The organism is Microbacterium fluminis (genome assembly GCF_051549805.1).
Taxonomy (GTDB): Bacteria; Actinomycetota; Actinomycetes; order Actinomycetales; family Microbacteriaceae; genus Microbacterium.
Window position 1 is genome coordinate 1,960,628 of sequence record NZ_CP196042.1, and the last position, 24,064, is coordinate 1,984,691.

Consider the following 24,064-nt stretch of genomic DNA (forward strand, 5'->3'; position numbering starts at 1 on the left):
GTGACCGATCCCAGTCAGTACGTCCGCGAACGCTCGGGCGAGGGCCGCCGAGACGTCAGCTATCCGGCGGCGCCCGAGGCCCTGCCCGTCCCGGTGTACGACAACCACACGCACCTCGAGATCGAGGACGGGTCGAGCCTGTCCCTCGACGAGCAGCTCGAGCGCGCCGTCGCGGTGGGCGTGATCGGGGTCGTGCAGGCCGGGGGAGACGTCGAGTCCAGCCGCTGGTCGGCATGGGCCGCGGCATCCCATCCCCGCGTGCTCGCGGCCGTCGCCATCCACCCGAACGAGGCGCCGGCCTACGCGGCGGCGGGGCGGCTGGGCGAGGCCATCGCGGCGATCGACGAGCTCGCCGCCCAGCCCCGCGTCCGCGCGATCGGAGAGACGGGCCTGGACTACTTCCGCACCGACGCCGACGGTCTCCCGGCGCAGCACGAGAGCTTCGAGGCGCACATCGCGCTGGCGAAGAAGCACGGCATCGCGATGCAGATCCACGACCGCGATGCGCACGATGCGGTGCTCGAGACGCTCGCGCGGGTGGGAGCACCCGAGCGCACGGTGTTCCACTGCTTCTCGGGCGACGAGACGATGGCCCGCGTGGCCGCCGATGCCGGGTACTACCTGAGCTTCGCCGGAAACGTCACGTTCAAGAACGCGCAGAACCTCCGCGACGCGCTCGCCGTGACCCCGCTCGAGCGGATCCTGGTGGAGACGGATGCCCCGTTCCTCACCCCTGTGCCCCACCGCGGTCGTCCCAACGCGCCGTACCTCATCCCGGTCACCGTGCGCTTCCTCGCCGCCGAGCTCGGACTTGAACTGGACGCGCTCTGCGCGCAGCTGGCCGCGAACACCCTCGCGGTCTACGGCTCGTTCGCGGACTGACCGGGCTCGTCCGCGTCGACGATCGCCGTCGGCGCGGCGACGATCGCCGAGATCGAGCGCCAGACGGCGATCAGGGTCACCGCCGCCCCGGCGAAGGCGAACCACCACGGAGCCGTGAGCCCCCACGTCTGGGCGATCAGACCGCCGAGGAACTGGCCGATGACCAGCCCGCCGAAGACGCCGACCATGTTCACCGACGCGATGCGCCCCTGCAGATGCATCGGCACGAGGCGTTGACGCACCGTCGTGGAGATCGTGCCCCAGACGAAGGCGTAGGCGCCGAAGACGAACATGATCGCCAGCGCGATCACGCCCGAGGTGGTGAGCGCGAACGCGAGGTGCATCACCACCTCCAGCGACAGGCAGATCCGCATGAGCGTCGCGAACGACACGTGTCGCTCGAGCCATCCGAAGGCGCCCGTGGCGGCGAGTCCGCCCAGCGCGGCCGCGGTGGTGAGCGCACCGAACCCGACCGGCCCCATGTGCAGGTGCTCGGTGGCGTAGAGCACGAGGATGCCCCAGGGCGCTGCCCATGTGACGTTGAAGACGAGGATGATCACGACGAGGGTGCGCACGGGCGGGTGGGCGCGCAGCCAGTGCAGCCCCTCGCGGATCGGGTGCGCCGAGCGCTCCGGCATCCCCTCCTCGCGGGCCGGGACCGGCGTGCGGGCGATGCGGGCGATCAGCACGACGGCGAGGCTCACGCAGACGATCTGCACGAGGAACGGCCAGAAGGATGCCGCGGCGAACAGGAAGGCGCCGAGCGGGGGACCGGCGAGCTGGTTGGCCACGAGGAAGCCGGCCTGCAGACGGGCGTTGCCGACGCCGAGGTCGGCGGGCTTCACGAGCATCGGCAGCAGGGTGCTGCCGGCCGAATCGGCGAACACCTCGGCGGTGCCGTAGAGGAACGACGTCGCCAGGACGATCCACACCGACGCGTGCCCGGTGAGGAGGAAGACGACGAGAGCGGCCACCACCACCGCGCGCGAGGCGTTCGCGACCATCACGAGGCGACGCCGGTCGTGGTGATCGGCGACCGATCCGGCGAGCAGGCCGAACAGCAGCCACGGCAGGAACTGCATCATGGCCCCGGCGGCCACCAGCAGCGGCGAGGACGTGAGCGACGCGATGAGCAGCGGCGCCGCGGACAGGGCGATGCCGTCGCCGATGTTGCTCGTCCACGACGACGCGAGCAGCCACCGGAAGTCGGTGCCGAGTCGGCGCGGTGCGATCAGATCGACGAGCCGGGGCATCCGCTCTGTCTAGGAGCGCCCTCGGACACGCCATCGTCCCTACGCGCGCGGCTTCTGCACGAACAGCGTCTCGGTCTGCTCGATGTCCATGCCCTTGGTCTCGGGCACCTTCCACGCGACGTAGAAGAACGACAGGGCTGCGAACGCGGCGTACATCGCGTACGTGAGCGGGAGCGACCACGCGCTCATCGCCGGGAAGCTCACCGTGATGAGGAAGTTCGCCACCCACTGCGCACCGGCCGCCACGCCGAGCGCCTTTCCACGGATGCGGCTCGGGAAGATCTCGCCCAGGAGCACCCACACCAACGGTCCCCACGAGGCTCCGAACCCGATCACGAACAGGTTGGCCGCGACGAGCGCGATCGGGCCCCACGGTGCCGGCAGCGTCACGGCCCCCTGAGCATCCGTCACGGAGAACAGGAAGCACACCGCCATCGCCGCCAGCGACAGCGTCATCATCACCGACCCGGTCAGCAGGATGGGTTTGCGCCCCACCCGGTCGACCAGGAAGATCGCGACGAGCGTCACCAGCACGTTCACCGTCGAGGTGAACACGCCGATCCCCAGCGACGCGGACTCGTCGAAGCCGACCGACTTCCACAGCGACGTGGAGTAGTAGAAGATCACGTTGATGCCGACGAACTGCTGGAACACCGACAGGATGATGCCGACCCAGACGATCCCCTGCAGACCCAGGACCGGACCACGGATCGACACCCCGGCGTTCTTGCGGTCGGCCTCGATCGTGTTGGTCAGCTCCCGCACCGTCTGATCGAGATCGGCGGGCGCCACCAACTGGGCGAAGATCGCCCGCGCCTCGTCGGTGCGTCCCTTCGCCAGGAGGTATCGCGGCGACTCCGGCATCGTGAAGGCCAAAATGCCGTAGACCGCCGCCGGCACGACGCCGACGAGGAACATCCAGCGCCACGCCTCCAGCCCGAACCACAGCGGATTCGATGCACTGCCGTCGGCACCCCACACGAGCACCGCGTCGCTGAGGAGCGCCGCGAAGATGCCGAGCGTGATGGCCAGCTGCTGCAGCGAGGCCAGCGCCCCGCGGATCTGCCGCGGCGCGATCTCGGCGATGTAGGCCGGAGCGACGACGGAGGCGATGCCGATGCCGAGGCCGCCGAGCACGCGCCACAGGATGAGGTCGGGCACGCTGAAGGTGAGACCCGCGCCGATCGAGCTGATCAGGAACAGCGCGGCGCCGAGCATCATGACGCGCAGCCGGCCCCAGCGGTCGGAGAGGTTGCCCGCGAGGATCGCGCCCACCGCGCAGCCCAGCAGCGCCACCGCCACCACGAAGCCGGTGAGCACCGGACCGGTCGAGAAGTGGCCGTCGATCGCATCGACGGCGCCGTTGATCACCGACGAGTCGAAGCCGAACAGGAACCCGCCGACCGCGGCGGCGACCGACAGCCCGACGGCGCGCCGTCCGAGGGGACTGCGGAGCGAGAACGAACCCGTTGGAACAGCGCCGGCGTCGGTCATGGCGCCACCCTAGCGGCGGGTGGGCACTCTCGGCAGGGAGGCTGCGCGCGGGTCGTTACAGTGAGATCATGCCCGTCACCCTCCTCGGCGCGACCGAGATCCGCACCCTGGCGGCCGAGCTCGACGTCACCCCGACCAAGAAGCTGGGGCAGAACTTCGTGGTCGACGCCAACACGGTGCGCCGCATCGTGCAGGTGGCGGGGGTGCGCGCGGGCGAGCGGGTGGTCGAGGTCGGGCCGGGTCTCGGGTCCCTCACCCTCGCGATCCTGGAGATCGGAGCATCCGTCACCGCCGTGGAGATCGATCACCGTCTCGCCGCGCGCCTGCCCGAGACCGCGGCTGCGCACGGCGTGACCGCCGGTGCCCTCGACGTCGTCGACGCGGACGCGCTGCGCGTGAGCGACCTGCCCGGCGAACCCACCGTGCTCGTCGCGAACCTGCCCTACAACGTGTCGGTGCCCGTGCTGCTGCACTTCCTCGAGACGTTCCCCGCCCTACAGCGCGGCGTCGTGATGGTGCAGGCCGAGGTCGGCGAGCGCCTCGCCGCCCCGCCCGGATCGAAGGTGTACGGCGCGCCCAGCGTCAAGGCGGCCTGGTACGGTCCGTGGCGCCTGGCCGGCACGGTTTCGCGCCAGGTGTTCTGGCCGGTGCCCAACGTCGATTCCGTCCTGGTCGCCTTCGCGCGGGATGCCTCGCCCCGCGGTGGCGACGACGAGCGGCTGCGTACGTTCCGCATCGTCGACGCCGCGTTCCAGCAGCGCCGGAAGATGCTCCGGCAGGCTCTGGCGGGCGTGCTCGGCGGCACGGCCGCAGAGGCCACCGCGGTGCTGGAGACGGCCGGAGTCGCCCCGACGGCACGCGGCGAGGAGCTCTCGGTCGACGACTTCCAGCGGATCGCGCGGGCGGCGGCCCTCGCCGCCTGAGGTCGATGTTTCCCGGCTGTTGATCGTGACGTCACGTGTCGTTTCCAGAGGTGCCACGAAACATGCCGGTAACATCAGCCATCGCGGTTTTCCGCGGAATCGTGCGCTCCAGAGGGAGAGAACAGGATGCGCTCCACGGAATACGATGCGCCGGAGCGCGTCCTGCTCCACCTGAGCGACACCCACCTGCGAGCTCCCGGACCCCTGCTGTTCGACACCGTCGACGGCCGTGAACACCTCGCCGGGGCTCTCGCAGCGATCGAGGCGTCCGGTGTCGCGCCCGACGCGATCGTCTTCACCGGCGACCTCGTCGACCTCGGCGAGAGCGAGGCGTATGCGGCTCTGCGTTCCCTCGTGGAGCCGTTCGCCGAGCGACTCGGGGCCCCCGTCGTCTGGGTGATGGGCAACCACGACGACCGCGCCGCCTTCCGCGCGCAGCTGTGGGACCAGCATCCCGCAGACCCCGCGGCCCCCGTCGACCGGGTGGATGAACTCGACGGCCTGCGCCTCATCACGCTCGACACCTCGGTGCCCGGCGCCCACCACGGCGAGGTCACCGACGCGCAGCTGTCGTGGCTCGCCGAGGTGCTCGCTACCCCGGCGCCGCTCGGATCGATCCTGGCGATGCATCACCCGCCCGTACCGGCCGTGCTCCCGCTGGCGGCGAGCGTCGAGCTGCGCGACCAGCGTCGCCTCGCCGACGTGCTGCGCGGCAGCGACGTGCGCACCATCATCGCCGGGCACCTGCACTACTCCACGTTCGCCACGTTCGCCGGCATCCCGGTGTCGGTCGCGTCCTCCACCTGCTACGCACAGGACCTCACGGTGCCGGTGGGCGGCACGCGTCCGCAGGACGGCGCGCGGTCGTTCAACCTCGTGCACGTCTACGACGAGACGGTGGTGCACTCCGTGGTTCCGATGGAGCCCGCGCAGGCGCTCGAGCACATCGACGCCGACGAGGCGCAGCGCCGGCTGCGCCAGGCCGGTGTCGAATCGCCCCTCAGCGCCGCCCGCCGGATCTCGCCGCCGACGGAGCCGCTGCGGGTGCTGCGCTGACCCCCGGCCGCTCCCACGGGGCGGCGATCGGGAACATGCGCCCGAGCAGCGACTGGACCGCCCGTACCCGCACGGCTTCGGGCACCTCCGACTCGCCGCCGTCGTTCAGGCAGAACATGTCGGTGTCGTTCCGCTCCGCGAGCTTCTCCATTCGCGCCAGCGACCGCGCGAGCGTGGTCTGCACGTAGCGCACGCGCGGCCGCGTCGTCGCGATCGCGCGACCCGTGAGCAGCGCGTAGTAGTGATAGAGGCTGTTGGTCACCGAGATGTCGGTCGCCGAGCGGAAACGGGATGCCGCGGTGCGGGCGAAGTCGTCGGGGAACTCCGACTCCAACTCGGCCATGACACTTCGGCGCAGCGGTGTCGCGCAGTGCTGCAGATCGACGGTGATGAGCCGTCCGAACCGCTCCTGGAGCAAGGCGCGGTTGACCCGAAGGGCGTTGTCGTGACCGCTGCGGTGCGTCTGGGCGCCGCCCATCCCGATCCGCACGCTGCTCTCGACGAACCTGCTGACACCACCGGCGGAGAAGAACAGGTCGGGGTCGACGGCGCGGCCGAAGAACATGTCGTCGTTGGAGTACAGGAAGTGCTCCGACAGTCCGTCGATGCGGTGCAGCTGCGACTCCACCGCGTGCGAGTTGTGGATCGGCAGCACCGACAGGTCGGGGAAGAACTCCTCGCTGCGCACCAGCGTGACCTTCGGGTGCTCGGCGAGCCACGCAGGCCTCGGGGAGTCTGTGGCGATGAAGATGCGCCGCACCCAGGGGGCGTGCATGTGCACGCTCCGCAGCGCGTAGCGCAGCTCGTCGACGTGGCGGTAGCGGGCCGGGCCGTCGTCCCCGTCGCCGACGACGTACTCCTCGAGCTGCGCGGCGCGCTGCCGCTGGAACTCGCTGGACGAGCCGTCCACCCACGAGAAGACCATGTCGACCTCGTCGACGAACTCCCCGGGATGCGCGTCGAACATGCCGCGGAGCGTCGACCACGAGCATCCGTACGCCTCGACCGTGCTCATCTCGAGATCGGCGCGCGGCGTGATACGCCGGGTCAGCACGTTCTCGTGCGGTGCCTCGACCGTGTGGTGCCCGAAACGCCAGAACTCCACCTCGACGGCGGTGCCGGCGCCGTACCGCAGACCGGTGGACGTCACGCGCGGACGGAACACCCGCACGGCGCTCGGGCCGCTCGTCGCGGCGGGAAGATCGGGGAGCGGCACAGCGGGGCGGCCGCGGGTCTTGGCGTACAGCGGCTCGCGCGCGCACGCGGCGCTGAGCGCGGCGAATGCTCGCTCGCGGTGGTCGACGTCGACCACGAGGGCGGGCACGCGGGCGCTGCGACGGATGAGCAGCACCGGCACGCCGGCGGCGTCGAGCAGCTCGCGCAGCAGCAGCAGATCGGCGGTGCGGGCGGCATCCGGAGTCAGGTCTTCGTTGTGCAGATGCAGGATGCCGCGGTCGAGCACGAGATCGTCGCGGGTGTGCAGCACCGCCCACGGTCGAGGTTCGCGGGGCAGAGCGGTGAGTGCGATCGTCAAGGAGCTCCTCTTCGGGCCGCGGGATACGGCAGGCGGCCAGCGTAAACACCTTGCGTTTCGGCGATGTTGCGCGGGTGGGGATCATACCCCGCCGACGTGGGCGGCGACCGGGTGCGCGGATCGGCACCCGCCCGCCGATCGCGCTAGCCTCGAACCGTGACCGACCAGCCTCGCTTCCCCACCGGCATTCCCGAGATCCACCGGCCCTATGCGGCGGCCCCGAGCCGCTACGACCTCACCGAGTACCGCCAGGTCGGGGCATCCGGTCTGTTCCTTCCGCCCATCTCGCTGGGCCTGTGGTGGAACTTCGGCGACAACGTCGCATTCGACCGTCAGCGCGCGGTGCTGCGCCACGCGTTCGACAAGGGCATCACCCACTTCGACCTCGCGAACAACTACGGTCCGCCGTACGGCACCGCCGAGACGAACTTCGGCCGCATGATGCGCGAGGACTTCGCGCCCTACCGCGACGAGCTGATCGTCTCGTCGAAGGCCGGCTACGACTTCTGGCCCGGTCCGTACGGCAACTTCGGGTCGCGGAAGTACCTGATCGCCAGCGCCGAGTCGTCGCTGAAGCGGATGAGCGTCGACTACGTCGACATCTTCTACTCGCACCGCGTCGACCCGGTCACCCCGATCGAGGAGACCATCGGCGCGCTCGACACGCTCGTGCGCCAGGGCAAGGCGCTCTACGTGGGCATCTCTTCCTACAGCGCCGAGCGCACCGCCGAGGCGGCCGCCGTGGCGCGCTCCCTCGGCACGCCGCTGGTGATCCACCAGCCGGCGTACTCGATCCTCAACCGCTGGGTCGAGGACGGGCTCACCGGCGTGCTCGAGCAGGAGGGGATGGGTGCCATCGCGTTCACCCCGCTCGCGCAGGGCCTGCTGACGGACAAGTACCTCGGCGACGGACCGGCCGACCGCTCGCAGACGCGCTCCTCGCTGCCCGCCGGTGACGTGTCGGAGAAGGGGCGTGCGGCGCTGCGCGGCCTCGACGTGATCGCGAAGGAGCGCGGCCAGTCGCTCGCGCAGCTCGCCATCCAGTGGGTGCTGCGCAACCCGGTCGTCACCTCGGCGCTCATCGGCGCGTCGCGGCCGGAGCAGCTCGACGAGAACATCGCGGCGATGAACGGACCGGCGTTCGACACCGAGGAGCTCGAACGGATCGACGCGCTCTCGGATGCCATCGACGTCGACCTGTGGGCCGAGTCGGCGAACCGATGACCGCCGTCGCGAGGTGACCGGAAGCGCATGACCGATTCGACGGCGGCCTGGGCGGGCGGACGCGTGCATGTGCGCGCGCCCGGAAAGCTCAACCTCTCGCTCGAAGTCGGCGATGTGCAGCCCGACGGCTACCACGACGTCGCGTCGGCGTATCAGGCCGTGTCGCTGTACGAGGACCTCTGGGCGCAGCCGGCCGACGACTTCACGATCGCGGTCACGGGCACCGTCGACGTGTCCGGCGTGCCGCAGGACGATCGCAACCTCGCGCTGCGCGCCGCGCGTCTGCTGGCCAAGGAGGTCGGCCACACCGGCGGCGTCCACCTCGACATCGTCAAGCACGTGCCGGTCGCGGGCGGGATGGGCGGAGGGTCGGCGGATGCCGCAGCAGCCCTCGTCGCGTGCGACGCGCTATGGGGCGCCGAGCTCGGCACCGCCGGGCTGCAGCGGCTGGCCTCCCGTCTGGGCGCCGACGTGCCGTTCGCACTGATGGGCGGCACCGCGATCGGCACCGGGCGCGGAGACCAGCTCAGCCCGGCGCTGGCGAAGGGCCGCTTCGACTGGGTGATCGTGCCGGCCGAGGGGGGTCTGAGCACCCCCGAGGTGTACTCCCGGCTCGACGAGCTCCGCGACCGCCACGGCGTCGACATCGCTCCGCCGCCGCGCTCGCCCGCGGTCGCCCCCGCGGTGCTGCACGCGCTGCGCGCCGGGGACGCCGACGCGCTCGCCGAGCACGCCCGCAACGATCTGCAGGTCGCGGCGCTGTCGCTGCGTCCCGACCTGCGCGCGGTCCTCGAGCTCGGCGAACAGTCGGGCGCGCACATGGGGATCGTGTCGGGGTCGGGTCCGACGCTGGCGTTCCTCACCGGCACGCCCGAGGCCGCGCTCGAGCTGCAGGTCACCCTGGCCGCCTCGGGACGGACCGCGCTGCACGTGCACGGGCCCGTGGCCGGCGCCCGGCTGATGTGATCGCGGGGCCGGTCGGCACCTGTCGGCGCGGCTCCGCGTTCATTACACTGTCTTCGGGGAGGCAAGGGGGCGCCCATGTCGGCGGGCGGCGGTACCGTGGGGATCTCACCCCACCCCGGGAGGATCCATGAAGGCTGTACTCGACGGTTCGGTCATCGCCGAAGCCCCCGAAGAAGATCTCGTCCGCATCGAGGGGAACTGGTACTTCCCGCCGGCGAGCGTCGCGCCCGGCGCGCTGGAGGAGACGTCCACGCCGTACACCTGCCCGTGGAAGGGCGACGCCCAGTACTTCACGGTGGTGGCCGGTGATCAGCGTCTCGCTGACCGCGCCTGGTCGTACCCCACGCCGTATCCGACCGCCATCGAGAAGGTCGGCACCGACTTCTCCGGCTACGTGGCGTTCTGGAAGGAAGTGCAGGTCGTCGACTGAGTCGACCGCCTGCCGTCCTCACACCCCCGCACATCGCTGCACGCGCTCTTCCGGCGCGCGCGCCCTCCGACGAGGAGACGTCGTGATCGAGTTCACCCGCGTGACCAAGGAGTTCCCCGACGGCACGCGCGCCGTCGACGACTTCAGCCTCGTCATCCCGTCCCGCAAGACCACCGTCTTCGTCGGATCGTCGGGGTGCGGCAAGACCACCCTCCTGCGCATGATCAACCGCATGGTCGAGCCGACCTCCGGGACGATCGCCATCGACGACGACGACATCGCAGGCAAGCAGCCGGTGGCGCTGCGGCGCGGCATCGGATACGTCATGCAGAACTCCGGGCTGCTTCCGCATTTCACCGTGGCGGACAACATCGCCACCGTGCCGGTGCTGCAGGGGCAGAACCGCAAGCAGGCGCGCACGCGGGCGCTCGAGCTGATGGGCACGGTGGGCCTCGACACGGCGATGGCCGACCGCTATCCCAGCCAGCTCTCCGGTGGGCAGCAGCAGCGGGTCGGCGTCGCCCGGGGGCTGGCGGCCGACCCGAACATCCTGCTGATGGACGAGCCGTTCGGCGCCGTCGACCCGATCGTGCGCACCGAGCTGCAGCAGGAGCTCATCCGCCTGCAGGACGAGATCGGCAAGACCATCGTGTTCGTCACCCACGACATCGACGAGGCGTTCCTGCTCGGCGACCAGGTGGTCATCCTCGAGAAGGGTGCGAAGATCGCGCAGGTCGGAAGCCCCGACGAGATCCTCGAGAACCCGGCCGACGACTTCGTCGCGTCGTTCATCGGCGCGGACAAGGGCAAGCGGGCCCTGCGGCTGAAGCAGACGCCGCACGGCACGGTGGTCGTCGACGGGGAGGGACGCACGCAGGGCGCGCTCCTGACCGACGCGGTGGACGGCGCCGCGCCATGAACTGGGTCGTCGACAACTTCGGGCTGATCGCCGGGCTCACGCTCGTGCACCTGCAGCAGAGCGTGATCGCGCTGGTGATCGGCTTCGTGCTGTCGATCCCGCTCGGCTGGGTGGCCTGGCGGTTCAAGCTGGTGCGCAGCGGCGTCATCACGATCACCGGTCTGCTCTACACGGTGCCCTCGCTGGCGCTGCTCATCCTGCTGCCCGCCGCGACGGGGTGGTACTCCTTCATCAGCCCGACCAACCTCATCGTCGCGCTCACCATCTACGCCGTCGCGATCCTGGTGCGCTCGGTCGCCGACGGGCTCGACTCGGTCGACTCCGGGGTGCGCCAGGCATCCACCGCCGTCGGCTTCGGCGCGTTCCGCCGGTTCTGGGCCGTCGAGTTCCCCCTCGCCGGACCGGTCATCCTGGCGGGGCTGCGCGTCGCCTCGGCGAGCACGATCGCCCTGGCCACCGTCGGCGTCCTCGTCGGCATCACCAATCTCGGCTATCTCTTCACCAACGGGCTGCAGCGTCGCATCATCCCCGAGGTGTTCGCCGGCGTCGTCGCGGTCGTCGTGCTCGCCCTGCTGATCGACTTCGTCCTGGTGCTGATCGGGCGCCTGCTCATGCCGTGGACGCGGCGCGTCCGCGTAGCCAAGCCGCGGCGCAACCCCGCACTCGCCGTGGGAGCCGGCGCATGAACCTCTTCCTCGACGCGATCGCGTGGATCTTCGGCGGCGACACCGGCTCGGCGCCGATCGGCGAGGCCACGGTGCAGCACCTCGTCTACACCGCCGTGTCGGTGCTCATCGCCGGGGTCATCGCGATCCCGGTCGGCTGGTACATCGGCCACACCGGGCGCGGACGCGAGGTCGCGGTGGCCATCTCGGGCGCAGCGCGTGCGATCCCGTCCTTCGGCCTCCTGGTGCTCCTCGTGCTTCTGCTGGGCGTGCTGCACAAGCCCGAGGCCGCGGTCATCACGTTCGTCATCCTGGCGATCCCGTCGCTCCTGGCGGGCGCCTACACCGGATTCGAGGCGATCGACCGGCGGGTGATCGACGCCGGGCGGTCGATGGGCATGACCGAGTGGCAGATCCTCTGGCGCATCGAGGTGCCCCTGGGGCTCCCGCTGCTGGTCGGCGGCATCCGCGCGGCGTCCCTGCAGGTCGTGGCCACCGTCACGATCGCGGCCTACATCGGGCTGGGCGGACTCGGGCAGTACATCATCACCGGTCTGGCCCTGCAGCAGCTGCAGGTGATCATCGGCGGCGCGATCCTGGTCGCGGTGCTCGCCCTCGCGCTCGACGGCCTCTTCGCCCTGCTGCAGCACGCCGTCGTCCCACGCGGCGTCCGTGCCGCGGCATCCGGAACCCCCACGGCGACGAAGAAGTCGCGGCGCTCCCTCGAGCGCGGTCAGCTCGCTCCCGCCGCACCGGGCGCGACCTCCTGAACCCCGATCGCACAGCACCCCACCAAGAAAGAGGAACCCCAATGTTCACAGCACGAGCCCGGAAGGGCCTGACCGGTCTTGCGGTCGCCACCGTCACCTTGATCGCCCTCACCGGCTGCGCGTCGAGCAACCCGCTCGACAGCGGCTCCAGCGCGAGCGCGGGCGGCGGCGGCAGCAGCATCGTCGTCGGCTCGCAGGACTACTACTCGAACGAGATCATCGCCGAGATCTACGCGCAGGCGCTCGAGGGCGCCGGTCAGACGGTGGACCGCAAGTTCACCATCGGCCAGCGCGACGCCTACATCCCGCTCCTCGAGAACGGGACCATCACGCTCTTCCCGGAGTACACCGGCAACCTCCTGCAGTTCTTCGACAAGACCACCACAGCCCGCACCTCGGCCGACGTCTACGCGGCCCTTCCGAAGGCGCTGCCCTCCGGGCTCGAGGTGCTCGACCAGTCGACCGCGACCGACGGCGACTCGTACACGGTCACGAAGGCCTTCGCCGACAAGTACAACCTCAAGACGATCGCCGACCTCTCGAAGGTGACCGAGCCGCTGACGCTCGGCGGCAACGCCGAGCTCGCCCAGCGCCCCTACGGCCCCACCGGCCTCAAGGACACGTACAGCGTCGACGTCGCCTTCTCGGCCACGGGCGCGACGACCGTCGACGACCTCGTCGCCGGTACCGTCAACATCGCCAACGTGTACACCTCCGAGCCGCGCATCCAGACCGACAACCTCGTCGTCCTGCAAGACCCGAAGGGACTCTTCCTGTCGTCGAACGTGGTTCCGGTCGTGAACTCGAAGGTCGCCGCGCAGGTCAAGGACGTCATCAACAAGGTCAGCGCCAAGCTCACCCCCGAGGGTCTCGTGGCCCTCAACGTGGAGAGCACCGTCGACCAGAAGTCCCCCGCGGACATCGCCAAGAAGTGGCTGTCCGACAACGGACTGAGCTGAGGCATACACTCCCGAACGGGCCGTCCGATGACCGGGCGGCCCGTTCGCCGTTCCCGCGTACCCTGGGAGGGATATGGCGCATCTTCTCGGGGCCGAGTCCCTGCATCTCGAATACCCCACCAAGGTCGTCTTCGACGCGGTGACCGTCGGCATCTCCGAGGGGGATCGCATCGGCATCGTCGGCCGCAACGGCGACGGCAAGTCGAGTCTGCTCGGCATGCTCGCCGGCCTGCGCAGCCCCGACGGCGGCCGGGTCACGGTGCGCGGCGGGGTGACGGTCGGGGTGCTCGACCAGGCCGACACGCTCGACGACGACGAGACCATCGGCCACGCCGTGGTCGGAGACCGCGCGGAGCACGAGTGGGCCGGAGACGCGCGCGTGCGCGACGTCATCGCGGGCCTCCTCGGAGAGCTGCCCTGGGACGCCCGGCTCGGCGACCTCTCCGGCGGTCAGCGCCGCCGCGTCGCGCTGGCGGCGCTCCTCTCGCACGACTGGGACGTGCTCTTCCTCGACGAGCCCACCAACCATCTCGACGTCGAGGCCATCACCTGGCTCGCCGGGCACCTGAAGCGCCGCTGGGCGTCCTCCTCCGGCGGGCTGCTCGTCGTCACCCACGATCGGTGGTTCCTCGACGAGGTGTGCAACACCACATGGGAGGTGCACGATCGCCTCGTCGAGCCGTTCGAGGGCGGGTACGCGGCCTACATCCTGCAGCGGGTGGAGCGCGACCGGCAGACGGCGACGATCGAGCAGCGCCGGCAGAACCTCGCGCGCAAGGAGCTCGCGTGGCTGCGCCGCGGCGCGCCGGCGCGCACGTCGAAGCCGAAGTTCCGCATCGATGCGGCCAACGAGCTCATCGCCGACGTGCCCGAGATCCGCGACAAGGTCGCCCTGCAGTCGCTGGCCGTCTCGCGCCTGGGCAAGGACGTGGTCGACCTCCTCGACGCGGGCGTGGAGTTCCCCGCGGCAGGCCCGGCGACCGAGCCCAAGGCCGTGCTGCGCGACGTGGAGTGGCGCATCGCGCCGGGGGAGCGCACGGGCATCCTGGGCGTGAACGGCGCGGGCAAGTCCACTCTCCTCGGCCTCGTGGCCGGCACCCTGGAGCCCACCTCGGGACGGGTCAAGCGCGGCAAGACGGTGCAGGTGCGCACCCTCACCCAGCGCCTCGACGAGCTCGAGCAGCACCTCGACAGCCCGGTCCGCCTCGTGATCGAACGGCTGCGCACGAGCTACACGTTCGGCACCGGCTCGAAGGCGCAGGAGCTCACCCCGGGACAGCTCCTCGAGCGTCTCGGCTTCTCGAGCGCTCAGCTGTCCACGCCGGTGAAAGACCTCTCCGGCGGCCAGAAGCGCCGCCTGCAGCTGCTGCTCGTGCTCCTGGACCAGCCCAACGTGCTGATCCTCGACGAGCCCACGAACGACCTCGACACCGACATGCTCGCGGCGATGGAGGACCTCCTCGACTCGTGGCCGGGCACGCTCATCGTCGTCTCGCACGACCGCTACTTCCTCGAGCGCGTCACCGACCAGCAGTACGCGATCCTGCCCGGTTCCGACGGCGCCGGCCGCCTGCGCCACCTCCCCGGAGGCGTGGACGAGTACCTGCGGCTGCGCGCACTCGTCGACGCCGCTCCCGCGCGCACCGCGGCGGGCGCGGCATCCGCTCCCGCTCCGTCGGGACTGTCGGGCGCCGACCTGCGCAGCGCACAGAAGGAGGTCGCGGCCCTCGAGCGGCGCATCGCGAAGGTGCAGGGAGAGGTGGATGCCGCCCGCACCGCCCTCGCCGAGCACGACCAGTCCGACTACGCCGGCCTCGGTCGCCGCATGAGCGACATCGCGGCCGCCGAAGACGACGTCGCGGCGATGGAGGAGCGCTGGTTCGCGCTCACCGAGCAGCTCGGCTGACCGGGCTCCGGCGGGTCGGCACCCCCGGACGGCGCATCAGTGGAACGCGTACTCCAGGATCACGATGATCCACCCGAGGAACGCGGTGCCCAGGGCGCCCAGCAGGCGCAGTGCGACGTTGCGCGTGCGGCGGGCGTAGGCGAGGTAGCCCAGCACGGCCAGCACCGCGATCGTCGCCCAGCTGGCGAGGATCCACGCGGTCTCCGCCGGCACGCTCTGGATGCCGCACACCACCAGGACGATCGCGGCGGGGACCGCGGCGTACAGCATGCCCGACGCGTGCCGCATCGCGTTGCGCGTCGCCGTCGTGAGTCCGTGCTCGCCGTGATCGGTGAGCGTGTGCGCGAACGTGTGCGCCACGAAGAACACCACGAGCGTCCACACGGCGGTGTCGAGGATGTCCCACGCGTCGACGGCGTGATCGGAGGCGATCGTCACGAAAGCCGCGAACACGATGAGCCCGTAGATCGCAGCGGCCGTGCGGAAGCGCGCGTCGAACCACCCGCGGAAGCGCCCCGCCCGGGGCGCCGCCGTCGACTCCGACGCGGTCACGTCCTCGGTCACGCGTCGAACCCCAGACTGAGCTTGCGCAGCAGCACGGCGAGCCGCTCGCGGTCGCCGCGCGAGAGGGTGTCGAGCAGGAGCGCCTCCGCGTCGACGAGGCGGGTGATGGCGGCATCCACCCGCACCCGACCCTCCTCGGTCAACGTCACCAGAACACTGCGCCCGTCGTCGGGGTCGGCCTCGCGTCGCACGAACCGGCGCCCGACGAGACGGTCGATGCGGTTGGTCATGGTTCCGCTGGAGACCAATGTCTGCTGCAGCAGCTGCTTCGGGCTCAACTGATACGGCACTCCTGCGCGTCGCAGCGCCGACAGCACGTCCCACTCCCACGACTCGATGTCGCTGCGGCGGAACGCCTCTTTCCGGGCGATGTCGAGGTGCCGGGAGAGTCGCGCGACACGGGAGAGCACCTCCAACGGCGAGAAGTCGAGATCAGGACGCTGCACGCCCCACGCCCCGACGATGCGGTCGACTTCGTCGGTCTCCTGAGCCATGGCTCCATTATCGATGGACGCGTCGGACTGGCAGACTTGACGGGCGGTGCGCCCTCCGGTCGCGTCGATCCGCCGTGGTGTAACGGCAGCACGACAGCCTTTGGAGCTGTGAGGCCCAGGTTCGAATCCTGGCGGCGGAGCATGTCACAGAACATCGAGACCCGTCTGGCCGTCGTCGTGCTCGCCGCGGGGCAGGGCACGCGCATGAAGTCGAGCCTCCCGAAGGTGCTGCACCCCATCGGCGGGCGGCCGCTGGTCGGGCACGTGCTCGACACCGCGCGCGCCCTCGCGCCCGAGTCGGTGCTGGTGGTGGTGCGCCACGAGCGCGAACGCGTCGCCGAGGCCGTGGGCGCCGCCGACGTCGTGGTGGTCGACCAGGACGAGATCCCCGGCACGGGTCGCGCCGTCGAGGTCGCCCTCACGGCGCTGCCCGACTTCGAGGGCGATGTGCTGGTGCTGAGCGGCGACGTGCCGCTGCTGGAGTCCGAGACCCTCGCCGCGCTCATCGACGCGCATCGCCGCAGCGCCGCGGCGGCCACCGTGCTGAGCGCGGTCGTGGCCGACGCGACCGGATACGGTCGCGTCATCCGCGACGCCGACGGCGGCGTGCGGCGCATCGTGGAGCAGAAGGATGCCTCACCCGACGAGGCCGCCGTCACCGAGATCAACGCCGGGGTCTACGTCTTCCGCGCCCCCCTGCTGCGCGCTCAGCTCGCCCTCGTGGGCACCGCCAACGCGCAGGGGGAGAAGTACCTCACCGACGTCGTGGCGCTGCTGCGCAACGCGGGCGAGCGCGTCGCCGCCGCGGCCGCGCCGGATGCCGGGGTCGCGCTCGGTGTGAACGACCGGGTCCAGCTGGCCGAGGCAGGACGACTGCTCAACGCCCGCACCGTCCGCCGCTGGCAGCTGGCGGGTGCGACGATCGTCGACCCGCTCACGACCTGGATCGACGTCGACGCCACTCTCGCCGCCGACGTCACGGTGCTTCCGAACACCCAGATCCTGCGGGCCACCACGATCGCCGAGGGCGCCGTGGTCGGCCCCGACACGACCCTGGTCGACTGCGAGGTGGGCGCGGGCGCGACGGTCAAGCGCACGGATGCCACACTCGCCGTGATCGGCGCGGACGCCACGGTCGGGCCCTTCTCCTACCTGCGGCCGGGCACGGTGCTCGGCGCCGGCGGCAAGATCGGCACGTTCGTCGAGACGAAGAACGCCACGATCGGCGACGGCAGCAAGGTGCCGCATCTGTCGTACATCGGCGACACGACGATCGGGGTGGGGGTGAACCTCGGCGCCGGTGCCATCACGGCCAACTACGACGACATCGCCAAGCACCGCACCGAGATCGGCGATCACGTGCACACCGGCTCGCACAACGTCTTCGTCGCGCCCGTTAGGATCGGAGACGGCGCCAAGACCGGGGCCGGAGCGGTCGTCCGCAAGGACGTGCCGGCCGGCGCACTGGCATTGAGCGTCGCCCCTCAGCGCAACGTCGAGGGGTGGGTCGAGACGAACCGACCGGGAACCGAGGCGGCCGACGTCGCCGCGAGATCCCGGCCCGCACAGAAGGCTGACGATGACGCGCAAGAGGAAGACGGTTGAACTCGACCGCGAGCACGACATCGCCCCGGGCCTGGTAGCGAAGACCAAGAAGCGGCTGGTCATCGCGCGCGGCAGCTCCCACCCCGAACTGGCGGTGGATGTCGCCACCCAGCTCGGCACCGAGCTGGTCCCCACCGAGTACCGCACGTTCGCGTCGGGCGAGATCCTCACGCGCTTCGAGGTGTCGATCCGCGGATGCGACTTCTTCCTCATCCAGAGCTTCGGCCCCCCGGTCAACGAGTGGCTCATGGAGACGCTCATCATGCTCGACGCCGCCAAGCGCGCATCGGCCAAGCGCATCACCGTGGTGGCGCCGTACTACCCGTACTCGCGCCAGGACAAGAAGGGCCGCGGTCGCGAGCCGATCAGCGCCCGCCTCGTGTCCGACCTGTTCAAGACCGCCGGCGCCGACCGCGTCATGAGCGTCGACCTGCACGCCGCGCAGATCCAGGGATTCTTCGACGGCCCGGTCGACCACCTCTTCGCCAAGCCGGTGCTGCTCGAGTACTTCCAGAACACGCTCACCGCCGACGACCGCGCGAAGCTCACGGTGGTCTCGCCCGACACCGGCCGCGTGCGCGTGGCCGACACCTGGTCGGACAGCCTCGGCGCCCCCCTCGCGATCATCCACAAGCGTCGCGACCCGAACGTCGCCAACCAGGTGACCGTCAGCGAGATCGTCGGTGACGTGTCGGGGCGGGTCTGCCTGCTCGTGGACGACATGATCGACACCGGCGGCACCATCGTGAAGGCCGCCGAGGCGCTCAAGAGCAGCGGTGCGGTCAAGGTCATCGTCGCCGCCACCCACGCGATCTTCAGCGACCCCGCGTCGCAGCGCCTGCAGTCGGAGGCGATCGACGAGGTCGTCGTCACCGACACCATCCCCGTGCCGGTCGAGAAGCGCTTCCCGACGCTCACCATCCTGCCGATCGCGCCGCTGCTGGCCCGCGCGATCCACGAAGTGTTCGAGGACGGCTCCGTCACGAGCATGTTCGACGGCGCGGCCTGATCCGTCGCCCGCCGTCTCACAGGCGGCACCGAGTCTGAACCGATCCCGCTCCTGCATCGTGTCACTAGCGTTGTACTGACAGGCCGCGAGGCACCGCAGAAGGAGGACCGTCATGATCCGCACCACCGCAGTACCCCGCCCCGTCCGCGTCGGGGCGGCGTTCGCCGGCATCGCAGGGATGCTCGCGCTCGCCGGTTGCTCGACCGCCCAGGACGCGGCAGGCACGGGGACCCCCGCCGCCAGCACCGCACCGAGCACAGCATCGAGCACCGCTCCGTCGACCGGCGCATCCGCCCCGGCCGGAGCCACATCCGGTGCTTACAAGGACGGCTCGTACACCGCCCAGGGGTCGTACGCGACGCCCGAGTCCGTCGAGTCCGTGACCGTGACCGTGACCTTGTCCGCCGACGTCATCACGGCGGTGGAGGTCACCGGCAACCCGCAGAAGGCGGAGTCTCAGGACTACCAGTCGAAGTTCATCGGCGGCATCTCCGACGCCGTCGTCGGCAAGAAGATCGACGAGATCTCCGTCAGCCGCGTGGCCGGCTCCTCGCTCACCAGCGGCGGCTTCAACGAGGCGATCGCCCAGATCAAGACCGAGGCTGCCGGATAAGGGCCACCGGAGACCGCTGATGCCCGCGCGCGAGGTGTGGCGCTTCGACGCCATCGGCACGGTGTGGGAGATCGAGACCGACACCGCGCTCCCCGACGGGGTGCGCGAGGACGTCCGCGCGCTCGTGGCGGCGTTCGACCTGGCGTGGTCGCGCTTCCGCGCCGACTCGGCGGTCTCCGCGCTGGCGGGCGGTGCGGCATCCGTTCCCGCTCCGCCGGATGCCGGACCGATGCTCGATGCCTTCGCCGCGCTGTCGGCCGCGACCGGGGGAGCGGTCAACCCGCTCGTCGGCGGGTCGTTGGAGAGTCTGGGATACGACGCGTCCTACACGCTCGCCGGTGGCGACCCGCGTCCGGCTCCCGACGACTGGCGGTCGCTGCTGTCGTGGACGGACGGGATGCTGTCTCTCACGGCACCCGCGACGATCGACGTCGGCGCGCTCGGCAAGGGGCGTCTGGTCGACCGGGTGCTCGCCGTGGTCTCCCGGCACGTCGACGGCGACATCGTCGTGGATGCATCGGGCGACCTCGCCGTGCGCGGGACGCCGGTGCGCATCGGGCTGGAGCACCCCTACGACCGTCGCCGTGCGATCGGGGTGTGGGAGGTGTCGGATGCCGCGCTCTGCGCCTCCGCGGTGAATCGCCGCGCGTGGGTGGATGCGGCGGGCGACGGGCTCCATCACGTGCTGGACGCCCGCACCGGCCTCCCGGTGCGGGCGGTCGCCGCCACGTGGGCGGTGGCTCCCGACGCCATGCGGGCCGACGCCGTCGCGACCGCGCTGTTCTTCGACGGCGGACCCGAGATCGCGGCCGAATGGGGCGTCTCGTGGGTGCGCATGACCACCGACGGCCGCCTGGAGTGGTCGCCCGAGAGTAAGGCAGAGTTGTTCGCGTGATCGGATCCCTCACCTCCGGCTGGAACCGCGTGTTCGCGGTGCTGGGCCGCGTGTCGATGTACCGGCTCGTCTTCGTGGCGCTGACCGCGCTGACCGCCGTGGCGATCGTGCTGTCGGTCATCGGCCTGTTCACCGCCGAGCCGCTGATCGGCCCCGCACCCCTGCAACTGGTCGCGACCGCGGTGGTGCTCGCGCTGGTGTGCGCGCTCGTCGACGGCGCGGCGCAGTCGCTGCTGAAGCTGCCGTGGCGGGTCGAGTCCTCGCTCATCACCGCCGGCATCCTGCTGTTCGTGCTGCGGCCGACCATCGAACCGCTGCCCCTGGTCGGCATCGCGATCGCCGCAGCGATCGCCTCTCTGTCGAAGTACGTGCTCGCGTGGCGCGGACGTCACGTGTTCAATCCCGCCGCCGCGGGCGCCACGGCGCTCACGCTCCTGTGGCTGGTCGCCCCGGGACTGGGGTCGCCGTCGTGGTGGGTGGGGACGCCCGCCATGGCGGCACCCGTGATCCTCGCCGGACTCGCCGTGCTGTGGCGCACCGAGAAGGTGCGCGTGGTGGCCGTCTTCGTGATCGTCGCCGTCTTCGTCGCGCTGCTGCGCACCTCGGTGCAGTACCAGTCAGCGGGCTTCCCGTTCGACCTGGGCACGGTCCTGCCGGCTATCCTGTGGTCCTCTCCCTTCCTGTTCCTCGGCGCCTTCATGCTGTCCGAGCCGCTCACGCTCCCGCCGCGTCGCTGGCAGCAGTTCGTCGTCGCGCTCGTCGTGGGCGTACTGGCCGGCTGGCCGATCTCGCTGGGCGCCGTGAGCCTCGGGCAGGAGCGCGCCCTGTTGATCGGCAACCTCGTCGCCTTCGCGCTGGCCTACTCCGCCCGCGCGGCGGTGCGCCTCACCCTCGAGAAGCGCGCCGACCTCACGCCGACCGTGCGGGAGCTGACCTTCCGGGCCGCGCGCCCGGTGTCGTTCGTGCCCGGCCAGTACCTCGAGCTCGACGTGCCGCACCGGCATCCGGATGCCCGTGGCACACGCCGCGAGTTCAGCATCGCCTCCGCCCCGGAAGACCTGCCGCTGCTGCGTATCGCGTTCCGGGAACCGGTCGGTGCCGCCGCGAAGCCGCCGTCGAGCTACAAGCGGGCTCTCGCCGAGGTCGCCGACGGCGGCGCACTCGCCGTGACCGGCGTGTGGGGCGACTTCGTGCTGCCGAAGAAGACCCACGCCCCGATCCTGATGGTCGCCGCGGGCATCGGCATCACGCCGTTCGCCGCACAGCTGCGGCACCAGCGGCTCTCGGGCGAGGACCGCGACGTGGTGCTGGTGTACGTCGCGTCCGAGGCCTCGGAGCTCGCCTTCCGGGAGGATCTGGAGGCATCCGGCGTGCCCGTCGTGGTGTTCACCCGCGATCGGCCGGCCGACCTCCCCGCGCGGTGGACGTGGGCGCAGGGAGTCCGTCTGGACGCGGCCGGGCTGCAGCAGATGGTGCCCGACCTCGAGGGACGGCACGCGTACATCTCCGGCCCGCCGGCGCTCATCGCCGACCTCGCCCCCGCGCTGGAGAAGGCCCGGTCGATCACGACCGACGCGTTCAGCGGCTACTGATCCGACGTCTCGACGGCCTCGACGGTCTCGACGGGGTGGGCGGGAAGGCGCACCTCGAAGTTCGTGTCGCCCGGCGTGCTGCGCACCGCGATCGAGCCGGCGTGGGCCTCGACGATGGCACGGGCGATCGACAGGCCGAGACCTGTGCCGCCGGTGTTGCGGGCGCGCGACCGGTCGGCGCGCGAGAACCGTTCGAACAGCTCGTCGGAGATCGTGGGGTCGACGCCGGGGCCGTCGTCGTGCACGCGCAGCACCGCGGTCTCGTCCTCCTGCTGCACCGACATCGAGACCGTGGTCCCGGCGGGCGTGTGGGTGCGGGCGTTGGCGAGCAGGTTCGCGATCACCTGGTGCAGCCGCCCGGTGTCTCCCGAGACGACGACCGGGGTCTCGCCCACGTCCAGCAGCCAGGTGTGCTCGGGTCCCGCGGCCTGCGCGTCTCCCACCGCCTCGATCGCCATGCGCGTGAGGTCGACCGAGCCGTAGACGAGCTCCTGTCCTTCGTCCAGCCGCGCGAGCAGCAGCAGGTCCTCGACGAGGGTCGTCATGCGCAGCGACTGCGCCTGGATGCGTTCGAGCGACGGTCCGGTGGTCTCGGCGGCGATCTCCGGGGTCTGCCGCAGGGCCCGCAGCGAGAGCTCCGAGTAGCCGCGGATGGAGGCGAGGGGGGTGCGCAGCTCGTGGCTCGCGTCGGCGACGAAGGTGCGCATCCGCTCCTCGTTGCGCTGGCGGGCGGTGAGCGAGGTCGCGACGTGGTCGAGCAGCGCGTTGAGCGCCGAGCCGACCTGCCCGACCTCGGTGCGGGGGTCGGCCAGCTCCGCCGGGACGCGATCCTCCAGTGACACCTCGCCCTGGTCGAGGGGCACCTGCGACACCCGTCCGGCCGTCTCGGCGACGGCCCGCAACGGCGACAGACCGGCGCGGATCGTCCAGGCCGTGGCCGTGGCCAGCAGCACCAGGCCTCCCGCGGTGAGCAGGGCGATCGCGGTGAGCATCTGGGTGATCGTGCCGGTGACCTCATCGCGTGAGAGTCCCGCGACGACCGTCATCGCGCCCACCCGCTGCGCTTCGACCGAGAAGGATCCGAGGCCGCTGAGCGACACCGTGTGCGCGCCGGGCGCGCCCAGGCTCTCGCCGAGTGCGGTCAACTGGTCGTCGGTGAGCGTGGTCACCTTGCCGTCGCTGCCCAGCACCGCGCCGTTCGCCGACCCCGGCACCGTCTCCATCGCCAGCAGCGTCCCCACCTGGAACGGCTGCTGCGACAGGATCTCGGTCGCCGTCTGCCCCGGGGAGCCGAACGCCGCGATGCTGAGGCGATTGGTCGCCGCATCCAGACGCTGCTTCAGCCCGGTCTCGAGCACGTTGCCCAGGACGGCGCTGGTGACCACCGCGACGAGCACCAGGATCAGGGACACGATCCCGACCACGGTGAGGATGAGGCGGCGCTGCAGCGTCAGAGGGCGACGCCGGCGACGGACGGATGCCGCGGCATCCGTCCCCGTCGCGGGCGGCTCCGTCGTCGGCGGAGAGGTCGTCGGAGCGGCTGTCACTGGGGCGCTTTGACCATGTAGCCGACGCCGCGCACCGTGTGGATGAGCGGCTCGCGGCCGGCGTCGATCTTCTTGCGGAGGTAGGAGATGTACAGCTCGACGACGCTGGAGCGACCGCCGAAATCGTAGTTCCACACCCGGTCGAGGATCTGAGCCTTCGATACGACGCGGCGCTGGTTGCGCATGAGATAGCGCAGCAGCTCGAACTCGGTGGCGGTCAGCTCGATCTCGGTGCCCGCCCGGGTCACCTCGTGGCTGTCCTCGTTGAGCGACAGGTCGCCGACGTGGAGGATCGGCTCGGCGTCGTTCGCGAGAGCCGTGCCGGCACGCCGCATGAGCCCGCGCAGGCGTGCGACCACCTCCTCGAGGCTGAACGGCTTGGTGACGTAGTCGTCGCCGCCGGCGGTCAGCCCGGCGACGCGGTCGCTGACGGAGTCCTTCGCGGTGAGGAACAGCACCGGCACGTCATTGCCCGACTGGCGAAGACGCTGCAGCACGGCCATGCCGTCGAGGTCGGGCATCATCACGTCGAGCACCATCGCGTCCGGATCGAAGTCGCGCGCCGCCTGCAGCGCCTGGAACCCCGACGCGGCCGAACGCACGTCCCAGCCCTCCATGCGCAGCGCCATCGACAGCAGATCGGTGAGCATCTGCTCGTCGTCGACGACCAGCACGCGCAACGCGGTGCCGTCGGAGCGGTGCAGGGACGAGGTGGGGGCGATGACCGTCATGCGCCCTATTGTGCGCCGCTATCTATGCGTCTG

The 24,064-nt window shown here is 70.9% G+C and carries 23 protein-coding genes and 1 tRNA gene; 17 read left to right on the forward strand and 7 right to left on the reverse strand.

Annotated elements, in window-relative coordinates:
• Nucleotides 1-882: a TatD family hydrolase gene (locus ACSJDX_RS09480; RefSeq protein WP_438352439.1), complete on the forward strand. Its 882-nt coding sequence runs from the start codon at nt 1-3 to the stop codon at nt 880-882.
• Here the strand turns inward: ACSJDX_RS09480 and ACSJDX_RS09485 are convergent.
• Nucleotides 861-2,135 (reverse strand): MFS transporter, encoded by a 1,275-nt coding sequence (locus ACSJDX_RS09485; protein ID WP_438352440.1) that lies wholly within the window; start codon nt 2,133-2,135, stop codon nt 861-863. The two genes, ACSJDX_RS09480 and ACSJDX_RS09485, sit on opposite strands and share 22 nt — an antisense overlap.
• 39 nt (nt 2,136-2,174) lie before the next feature.
• The gene (locus ACSJDX_RS09490) at nt 2,175-3,629 is read right to left on the reverse strand and encodes a sugar porter family MFS transporter (protein ID WP_438352441.1); all 1,455 of its coding nucleotides are present in this window, start codon (nt 3,627-3,629) and stop codon (nt 2,175-2,177) included.
• Between the two features lie 68 nt (nt 3,630-3,697).
• Between ACSJDX_RS09490 and rsmA the strand changes: the two genes are divergently transcribed.
• Together rsmA and ACSJDX_RS09500 are read left to right on the forward strand one after the other, a co-directional pair.
• Nucleotides 3,698-4,552 carry a 16S rRNA (adenine(1518)-N(6)/adenine(1519)-N(6))-dimethyltransferase RsmA gene (gene rsmA / locus ACSJDX_RS09495; protein ID WP_438352442.1) on the forward strand — a complete coding sequence of 285 codons (855 nt, stop codon included), beginning with the start codon at nt 3,698-3,700 and terminating at the stop codon, nt 4,550-4,552.
• 126 nt (nt 4,553-4,678) lie between these two features.
• Nucleotides 4,679-5,608, forward strand: coding sequence for a phosphodiesterase (locus tag ACSJDX_RS09500; protein ID WP_438352443.1), 930 nt, complete (start codon nt 4,679-4,681; stop codon nt 5,606-5,608).
• On the opposite strand, the gene ACSJDX_RS09505 is transcribed toward ACSJDX_RS09500, so the two are convergent.
• The gene (locus ACSJDX_RS09505; protein ID WP_438352444.1) at nt 5,553-7,142 is read right to left on the reverse strand and encodes a stealth conserved region 3 domain-containing protein; all 1,590 of its coding nucleotides are present in this window, start codon (nt 7,140-7,142) and stop codon (nt 5,553-5,555) included. The two genes, ACSJDX_RS09500 and ACSJDX_RS09505, sit on opposite strands and share 56 nt — an antisense overlap.
• 156 nt (nt 7,143-7,298) lie before the next feature.
• Between ACSJDX_RS09505 and ACSJDX_RS09510 the strand changes: the two genes are divergently transcribed.
• The 8 genes from ACSJDX_RS09510 (at nt 7,299) to ACSJDX_RS09545 (ending at nt 14,981) form a co-directional block, all read left to right on the forward strand.
• Nucleotides 7,299-8,366, forward strand: a complete 1,068-nt coding sequence (locus tag ACSJDX_RS09510) for an aldo/keto reductase (protein ID WP_438352445.1) — start codon at nt 7,299-7,301, stop codon at nt 8,364-8,366.
• A 27-nt stretch (nt 8,367-8,393) separates the two neighbouring features.
• Complete coding sequence (locus ACSJDX_RS09515; protein ID WP_438352446.1) at nt 8,394-9,332, forward strand: 4-(cytidine 5'-diphospho)-2-C-methyl-D-erythritol kinase; 939 nt, start codon at nt 8,394-8,396, stop codon at nt 9,330-9,332.
• A 127-nt stretch (nt 9,333-9,459) separates the two neighbouring features.
• Entirely contained in the window at nt 9,460-9,762 is a 303-nt protein-coding gene (locus tag ACSJDX_RS09520; protein WP_438352447.1) for a DUF427 domain-containing protein, read from the forward strand.
• Nucleotides 9,763-9,844: 82 nt separating this feature from the next.
• A complete protein-coding gene (locus ACSJDX_RS09525) occupies nt 9,845-10,681 on the forward strand; it encodes an ABC transporter ATP-binding protein (RefSeq protein ID WP_438352448.1) in 837 nt (278 codons plus the stop codon).
• Entirely contained in the window at nt 10,678-11,367 is a 690-nt protein-coding gene (locus ACSJDX_RS09530; RefSeq protein WP_438352449.1) for an ABC transporter permease, read from the forward strand. Before ACSJDX_RS09525 ends, ACSJDX_RS09530 begins: the two co-directional genes overlap by 4 nt.
• Nucleotides 11,364-12,116, forward strand: coding sequence for an ABC transporter permease (locus ACSJDX_RS09535; RefSeq protein WP_438352450.1), 753 nt, complete (start codon nt 11,364-11,366; stop codon nt 12,114-12,116). The genes ACSJDX_RS09530 and ACSJDX_RS09535 overlap by 4 nt, the downstream gene beginning before the upstream one ends.
• Before the next feature lie 41 nt (nt 12,117-12,157).
• Nucleotides 12,158-13,075 carry an ABC transporter substrate-binding protein gene (locus ACSJDX_RS09540; protein WP_438352451.1) on the forward strand — a complete coding sequence of 306 codons (918 nt, stop codon included), beginning with the start codon at nt 12,158-12,160 and terminating at the stop codon, nt 13,073-13,075.
• Nucleotides 13,076-13,148: 73 nt separating this feature from the next.
• Entirely contained in the window at nt 13,149-14,981 is a 1,833-nt protein-coding gene (locus ACSJDX_RS09545; RefSeq protein ID WP_438352452.1) for an ABC-F family ATP-binding cassette domain-containing protein, read from the forward strand.
• Nucleotides 14,982-15,017: 36 nt separating this feature from the next.
• Here ACSJDX_RS09545 and ACSJDX_RS09550 read toward each other — a convergent pair whose 3' ends face one another.
• Together ACSJDX_RS09550 and ACSJDX_RS09555 are read right to left on the reverse strand one after the other, a co-directional pair.
• Nucleotides 15,018-15,545 carry a hypothetical protein gene (locus ACSJDX_RS09550; protein ID WP_438352453.1) on the reverse strand — a complete coding sequence of 176 codons (528 nt, stop codon included), beginning with the start codon at nt 15,543-15,545 and terminating at the stop codon, nt 15,018-15,020.
• Complete coding sequence (locus tag ACSJDX_RS09555) at nt 15,542-16,039, reverse strand: MarR family winged helix-turn-helix transcriptional regulator (RefSeq protein ID WP_438352454.1); 498 nt, start codon at nt 16,037-16,039, stop codon at nt 15,542-15,544. The genes ACSJDX_RS09550 and ACSJDX_RS09555 overlap by 4 nt, the downstream gene beginning before the upstream one ends.
• A 68-nt stretch (nt 16,040-16,107) precedes the next feature.
• Here ACSJDX_RS09555 and ACSJDX_RS09560 point away from each other — a divergent pair.
• From ACSJDX_RS09560 to ACSJDX_RS09585, 6 genes are all read left to right on the forward strand, one after another.
• Nucleotides 16,108-16,179: transfer RNA gene (locus ACSJDX_RS09560), tRNA-Gln, on the forward strand.
• A gap of 1 nt (nt 16,180) precedes the next feature.
• Nucleotides 16,181-17,644 (forward strand): bifunctional UDP-N-acetylglucosamine diphosphorylase/glucosamine-1-phosphate N-acetyltransferase GlmU, encoded by a 1,464-nt coding sequence (gene glmU, locus ACSJDX_RS09565; RefSeq protein WP_438352455.1) that lies wholly within the window; start codon nt 16,181-16,183, stop codon nt 17,642-17,644.
• Nucleotides 17,619-18,653 carry a ribose-phosphate diphosphokinase gene (locus tag ACSJDX_RS09570; protein ID WP_438352456.1) on the forward strand — a complete coding sequence of 345 codons (1,035 nt, stop codon included), beginning with the start codon at nt 17,619-17,621 and terminating at the stop codon, nt 18,651-18,653. The genes glmU and ACSJDX_RS09570 overlap by 26 nt, the downstream gene beginning before the upstream one ends.
• Before the next feature lie 112 nt (nt 18,654-18,765).
• Nucleotides 18,766-19,266, forward strand: a complete 501-nt coding sequence (locus tag ACSJDX_RS09575; protein ID WP_438352457.1) for an FMN-binding protein — start codon at nt 18,766-18,768, stop codon at nt 19,264-19,266.
• Nucleotides 19,267-19,285: 19 nt separating this feature from the next.
• Nucleotides 19,286-20,161: an FAD:protein FMN transferase gene (locus tag ACSJDX_RS09580; RefSeq protein WP_438352458.1), complete on the forward strand. Its 876-nt coding sequence runs from the start codon at nt 19,286-19,288 to the stop codon at nt 20,159-20,161.
• Entirely contained in the window at nt 20,158-21,753 is a 1,596-nt protein-coding gene (locus ACSJDX_RS09585; protein ID WP_438352459.1) for an FAD-dependent oxidoreductase, read from the forward strand. Before ACSJDX_RS09580 ends, ACSJDX_RS09585 begins: the two co-directional genes overlap by 4 nt.
• Here the strand turns inward: ACSJDX_RS09585 and ACSJDX_RS09590 are convergent.
• On the reverse strand, nt 21,747-23,300 hold the full coding sequence (locus tag ACSJDX_RS09590; protein WP_438352460.1) for a sensor histidine kinase: 1,554 nt from the start codon (nt 23,298-23,300) through the stop codon (nt 21,747-21,749). The genes ACSJDX_RS09585 and ACSJDX_RS09590 overlap by 7 nt on opposite strands.
• A complete protein-coding gene (locus tag ACSJDX_RS09595; protein ID WP_438352461.1) occupies nt 23,297-24,031 on the reverse strand; it encodes a response regulator transcription factor in 735 nt (244 codons plus the stop codon). The genes ACSJDX_RS09590 and ACSJDX_RS09595 overlap by 4 nt, the downstream gene beginning before the upstream one ends.
• Between the last annotated feature and the right edge of the window lie 33 nt (nt 24,032-24,064).